This is a genomic window from Photobacterium lucens, from assembly GCF_009873615.1.
In the GTDB taxonomy this organism is placed as follows: Bacteria; Pseudomonadota; Gammaproteobacteria; order Enterobacterales; family Vibrionaceae; genus Photobacterium; species Photobacterium lucens.
Genome location: NZ_SSMG01000255.1, coordinates 1 through 5,913, shown reverse-complemented (window position 1 = coordinate 5,913; position 5,913 = coordinate 1). Strand labels below are relative to the sequence as shown.

The following is a 5,913-nucleotide window of genomic DNA, read 5'->3' as shown; positions in this document are numbered from 1 at the left end:
GATAGTAAATTAATATAAAATATCAATTTAATGGACTAGGTATGATAAAAAATACGACTAATACATCACAAGGGATGTTGTTATTTAAATTATCAGCTCTGCAAAGCTTTGCCATCGGGACCCTTAAAGTCAGAGAAATCGTGCCTTACACCAATTTGAGTGTTATACCAAAATCTCATCCTACCGTTTTAGGGACTACCACACTACGCGGGGATACCGTACCTGTTATTGATATGGCAAAAGCCATTGGCTATCCTGCGATCAGTCAAGAAGAACGCCAGCGCTGTTTTATTATTATTACCGACTGTCGTCGTAAGCTTGTCGGTTTTTTAGTCCGAGGAATTGATCGAATCACCGAATGTAATTGGCAAAATATTGAAGCGCCGCCACAACATTTAGGCAGTGATATTTTCGTGACGGGTGTTATGCGTGAAGACAATAAGCTAATTCAGTTATTAGACGTCGAATTACTCCTCTCTAAAATATTTCCAGATGATCCTTCTACGTTATTACCTTCGTTAACAGATATTGAAAGAGAAACCTTACGTCCACTTAAAATCTTATTAGTCGATGATTCAGCTGTAGCCAGAAAACAGTTAACTCAAGCATTGGAAAGTATCAGCGTGCCCTATTTTGTGGCAACAAACGGACAAGACGCTTTTAATATGATGCAAAGTGCAGCTCAAGCCAATGAACCGTTCCATATTTTAGTCAGTGATATTGAGATGCCGGGGTTAGATGGCTATGAATTAGCCTTTAATGTGAAAAATAGCGACTTACTCGTGTCGACCTACATTATACTTCACACATCACTATCAAGCGAAATCAGTGTGTCTCAAGCACACCAAGTTGGGGCACAAGAAGCATTAACGAAATTTGAAGCCAATGAACTGATTCACGCAATGCTTCGAGGCGCAGAGCAGCATAAAGCCTTAGTCAGTTAGATAAACAAAAGCGAGAAAGTGTCATTATATTTGACCCTTTCTCGCTTCTTACTCACTATTTAGCTTATAACTTAACGAATAAAGCGGTTATAAATAAATAGAATGATGAAAGCACCTAAGGTTGCAGTCACAATACTACCGATATTGACACCTGTCGCATGACCTAAACCAATAAACTTACCTACATAACCACCAACAAATGCACCACCAATACCTAGTGCCATTGTTACGATCCAGCCACCGCCGTCTTTACCTGGCATAAGAAACTTAGCCAATGCGCCTGCGATCAAACCAAGAATGATCCAAGAAAAAATACCCATAGGAACTCCTATATAAACTCAATATAGTAAAAACGCATATTTGTTAATTGTAGACTGATCTTATTTGGTAAGGTTCAAAGCTAATAAGGTATATTTATAAAAATATTGTTCAATTGCTTATTAAGCATTCAATTACAGTATCTTTTGCACGTAAAACATTCCCGATTTATTGATAATTATATAAACATATAGCTAATTCTTAGTGTAAGATGCGCGCTTGTTGATGATTTTCAGATAAAATAACATGCCGAGGTAAGTGCAAAAATGAAATACGATTGGATTCTCTTTGATGCAGACGAAACTTTGTTTTCTTTTGATGCATTCAAAGGGCTTGAGCTCATGTTTTCTCGTCATGGTATTCGCTTCACTGAAACGGATTTTATTGAGTACGAAAAAGTTAATCGTCCATTATGGGTTCAGTATCAAAATGGGGAAATTACCGCGACAGAATTACAACAAACCCGTTTTCGTTCGTGGTCTACTAAACTCAACACCACAGAGCAACAACTTAATGATGATTTTATGAATGCTATGGCAGATATCTGCCAAGCCTTACCGGGCGCAAAGTCTTTATTAAATTCATTAAAAGGCAGAGCTAAATTAGGCATCATTACCAATGGATTTACTGCACTACAACGCATTCGTTTGGAAAGAACAGGGGTTGCTGACTACTTTGATCTGCTTGTTATTTCTGAGCAAGTAGGTGTCGCTAAGCCTGATCGCCGTATTTTCGATTACAGCCTTGGAAAAATGGGCAATCCAGCCCCTTCCCGTGTATTGATGGTTGGCGATAATCCGCAATCCGATATTCTTGGTGGTATTAATGCAGGCTTTGATACTTGTTGGTTTAACCATCAAAACCAACCTCAACCAGAAAATATTACCCCAAACTACCAAGTTGCTACCTTGGCTGAGCTTGAAAAAATCCTTGAATAATATCAACAGGTTGTAATTTATAAATTGTATTTATCACTATTTTATCCTGCATTATGGTGATAAATACACTGTTCATGAAAAATGAAGTACAAATAAATACCGATTATAGCTTTACAATCCACTTAAATAGATTTAGTTTTAGGTCAATTATTTCATCAGGCGCATATATTATGTATTCAATTAGCCAAAACAATTTAACAGTATCTTCTGCTGTATTTGTTATGAATACATCTGTGCTTGTCTCTGTCGTCGTCGTCAACTAAACGCTGACGTTTAAGTTTATTCGTCAGTTACTGCTGGCGGATACTATCTCACCTCTTTTATCTTCCAGCACACTGACTTTCATTGAGAAGGTATGCCATTTGAAGAGAAGAGAACTAGCCGCGATTGGATTTATGACCTTTGCCTTGTTTTTAGGGGCAGGTAATCTGATCTTTCCACCTATGATGGCGCAGCAAGCTGGTGAAAACTGGCTGATTGCAATTGGTGGCTTTCTATTAACTGCTGTTGGTCTACCCGCTTTAACCTTGATTGTTCTTGGTCGCCTATCTTCAGCCAACAAACTTACAGCTTCGCTACCGAACTGGATGGATCGTACTTTCTGGTTCTTAGTATTAACAACCCTTGGTCCTGCCTTTGTTTTACCACGCGCTGTAACTGTCGCTTATGAAATGGGCATTAAGCCTTTCTACCACGGCGACGGCTTAATGGTGTTCTCCATTCTGTTTTGTTTACTGACGTTAGTATTGGCACTAAAGCCGGGGAAACTCGTTAATTACATCGGTAAAGTAATGACACCAGCCCTGATCGCGATGCTGGCTTTATTAGTTATCGCTGCACTTGTTAATCCATTAGGCTCACCCACTGATGCTAACGCTGTTTATAAAGCAGCACCAACCGTAAACGGTATGATCCAAGGCTACATGACGCTCGATGCTATTGCTGCTGTGGCATTTGGTTGGGTGATCATCCAAACGATCCGCAGTACAGGCGTTAAGTGTGATAAAGCCATTTCTTACTACACCCTGCGTGTAGCAGGTATTTATGCAGTATTGATGTCGCTATGTTACCTCGCGATGGGTTACCTTGGTGCAACATCATCGTCTATCGCGCCAAACTCTACCAATGGTGGTGAAATTTTAACGCGCTACGCTGCTGGCGAATTTGGTACCTTTGGTCAAATACTCTTAGCAACCATCACTTTAATGGCATGTTTAACCACCACGATTGGTTTAACTAACGCAAACGGCGAATACTACAAAAATACTTACCGTGTACCATTTACCATTAGTGCAACGGTGATCATGACGCTAACAGCACTGATCTCTAATGTGGGCTTAGAAACCATTATCGAAGTCAGTTTACCTGCTATTTTGATCTTATGCCCAATCGCTGTATCACTGATCATTGCTATTATTTTCATGCCGAAAACAGTGAGTAATGAAACACGTAAACTGTCTATGAGCCAAACCATTATTGTGATTATCGCAACCCTATTTGGCACCATTGATGCGTTGAATATTCTAGGCAAGATACCAGCATCAACCCTAAAAGAGCTCAATACATGGTTGCCTCTTTTCCATGCTCATGCCTCATGGTTACTGCCTGTGTTAGTAACGGTTGTGATCAGTAAAGTGATCCATACGACTCAACGTCGTAGTGATGTTGTAGCCCAATAATACCAACGGCTGAAGTTATGTTCTCTTCCCTAACTTCAGCCTTTTCCCCTTGAAGCCTTCAATTCATCCCTAAGTTAAAGTATTTATAAAAAACCGATTTATATTTCATTAGCTGCTAATATTTTGATTATTAACAGTCAATTCATCTACTATTGCTAGTAAAAAAACGCATACCATAAAAAAATCATTTACAACACTACGTTTTCTTTATATGTTGTAAGCGTTAATTTCGTCACATACCAGAAGTTGTTAAGTTATGTATTCAGCAAAGCTAGAACATAAAACAAGAAAATACTTAGCATCGAACCAGCTAACCAGTTGGGGCGAAACTTCTGCTGCTGTGTTACAACAAACAGCACGAATTATTACCGCTATTATCCTAGTGATTATTCGCTAGGCTGGCGGTTAAACTTCCGTCAGCCGAGCTGGCGGAGGATACTATCAAGTCAACTATCTTCTATCAGCAAACCTGCGGAATACAATTTTAATCATGGATGTGTAGCTCATTGCGCAATACGCCGATGTTTGTCTATAACTTCAAAAATGCAGGTATCCAATTTGAAAACACAAGACATCTTCGTACTAGGTCTCACGACATTCGCCCTCTTTTTGGGCGCTGGTAACTTAATTTTTCCACCAGCAATGGGGTTAGACGCAGGTACTTCACTTGCTTCTGCCATGGGTGGCTTTCTGATCACAGCAGTTGGTCTACCGGCTTTTACTATTATCGTGTTAGGTCGTATTGGTAATACTAATAACCTTACTAAAGCACTGCCTAAATGGTTAGGTACAACGTTTTGGGTGCTTCTGTTTACTGCAATTGGCCCGGCTTTTGGTATGCCACGTGCTGTAACAGTGGCTTATGAAATGGGAATTCAGCCATTTTTCAAAAGCGATCACCTTGTTGCGTTTTCAGTGATCTTTTCAGCACTCACATTATTCCTTGCTTTTAAACCGGGTAACCTTGTGACTTATATCGGTAAGATCATGACACCTGCATTGATCCTTCTATTATGTGGTCTTGGTTTATCTGCTTTTCTAAATCCGTTAGGTGTGCCAGCCACTCCATATGGTGATTACCAAACAAGTGCTGTGACTAGTGGCTTGATCCAAGGCTACATGACAATGGATGCGATTGCGGCAGTTGGTTTTGGTTGGGTGATCATCCATGCAATTAAAGCTAAAGGTGTTACCACTCAACAAGGCATTGCTTCTGCTTCTATTAAAGTGGCCTTGATTTATGCTGCATTAATGGCTGCTTGCTACATTGTGATGGGCTACGTAGGTGCAACCTCTTCATCTATTGCAGAGCATGGCGTAAATGGTAGCGTTATCTTAACCCGTTACGTGGCTGGTGAATTTGGTCACTATGGTCAATGGTTACTGGCAGCAATTATCTTAATGGCATGTTTAACGACAACAGTTGGTCTAACGAACGCTTGTGCTGAATACTACCAAGATACGTTTAAAGCTTCTTTTGGCTTAACCGCGACCATCATTGTGGTACTGACTTGTATCATTGCAAACTTTGGTCTAAACGACATTCTAAAAGTAAGCCTGCCTGCTATCTTAGTGCTTTGCCCTGTTGCGATTGCGCTAGTATTAGCATCATTAGCAGCCTCTACACTGACAGTATCTCGCTTAACGCATACTGCAGTATTAGTGACAGCTACGGCTTTCGGCACTATTGATGCGATTAATATCTTAGGCAAAATGCCAAAAGAATTAGGTACTTTCTTCGCTGACGCACTACCGCTATACAGTGCCCATGCGAGTTGGTTATTACCTTCTCTATTCATGCTGATTGCAACAGCGGCTATTGGACGCACAGCAGTGGCTGAGAATAAATTCGGTCGTGTCGATTACCGCTTAAAAACAGCGAACAACGAGTAATAAAAAAGCAGCGATAGTTGGGGCTATCGCTGCTTTTGTTTTCTCGAAAGTAAAAAGCCTCTGTATGAAGTGACCCCCAATAGTTGGACACCAATTATTGGGGGTCTTTTATGTCCAAATATAGTCGAGAGTTAAAATGCA

Annotated in this window: 6 protein-coding genes; 5 read left to right on the top strand and 1 reads right to left on the bottom strand. The window is 40.2% G+C overall.

Annotation, left to right across the window (positions count from 1 at the left end; genetic code table 11):
• Window positions 1–41: 41 nt before the first annotated feature.
• The gene (locus E5A76_RS11040) at window positions 42–944 is read left to right on the top strand and encodes a chemotaxis protein (RefSeq protein WP_155489151.1); all 903 of its coding nucleotides are present in this window, start codon (window positions 42–44) and stop codon (window positions 942–944) included.
• Between the two features lie 71 nt (window positions 945–1,015).
• Here the strand turns inward: E5A76_RS11040 and E5A76_RS11035 are convergent, their stop codons facing one another.
• Window positions 1,016–1,264 carry a GlsB/YeaQ/YmgE family stress response membrane protein gene (locus tag E5A76_RS11035; RefSeq protein WP_053988841.1) on the bottom strand — a complete coding sequence of 83 codons (249 nt, stop codon included), beginning with the start codon at window positions 1,262–1,264 and terminating at the stop codon, window positions 1,016–1,018.
• 264 nt (window positions 1,265–1,528) lie between these two features.
• On the opposite strand from E5A76_RS11035, the gene yjjG reads away from it, so the two are divergent.
• The 4 genes from yjjG (at window position 1,529) to brnQ (E5A76_RS11015) (ending at window position 5,772) form a co-directional block, all read left to right on the top strand.
• Window positions 1,529–2,200, top strand: a complete 672-nt coding sequence (gene yjjG / locus E5A76_RS11030) for a pyrimidine 5'-nucleotidase (protein WP_161118961.1) — start codon at window positions 1,529–1,531, stop codon at window positions 2,198–2,200.
• A 395-nt stretch (window positions 2,201–2,595) separates the two neighbouring features.
• Window positions 2,596–3,879 (top strand): branched-chain amino acid transport system II carrier protein, encoded by a 1,284-nt coding sequence (gene brnQ / locus E5A76_RS11025; protein ID WP_392397321.1) that lies wholly within the window; start codon window positions 2,596–2,598, stop codon window positions 3,877–3,879.
• 256 nt (window positions 3,880–4,135) lie between these two features.
• Window positions 4,136–4,276, top strand: a complete 141-nt coding sequence (locus E5A76_RS11020) for a hypothetical protein (RefSeq protein ID WP_155395148.1) — start codon at window positions 4,136–4,138, stop codon at window positions 4,274–4,276.
• 161 nt (window positions 4,277–4,437) lie between these two features.
• Window positions 4,438–5,772: a branched-chain amino acid transport system II carrier protein gene (brnQ, locus tag E5A76_RS11015; protein WP_053988838.1), complete on the top strand. Its 1,335-nt coding sequence runs from the start codon at window positions 4,438–4,440 to the stop codon at window positions 5,770–5,772.
• The last annotated feature ends 141 nt before the right edge of the window (window positions 5,773–5,913 follow it).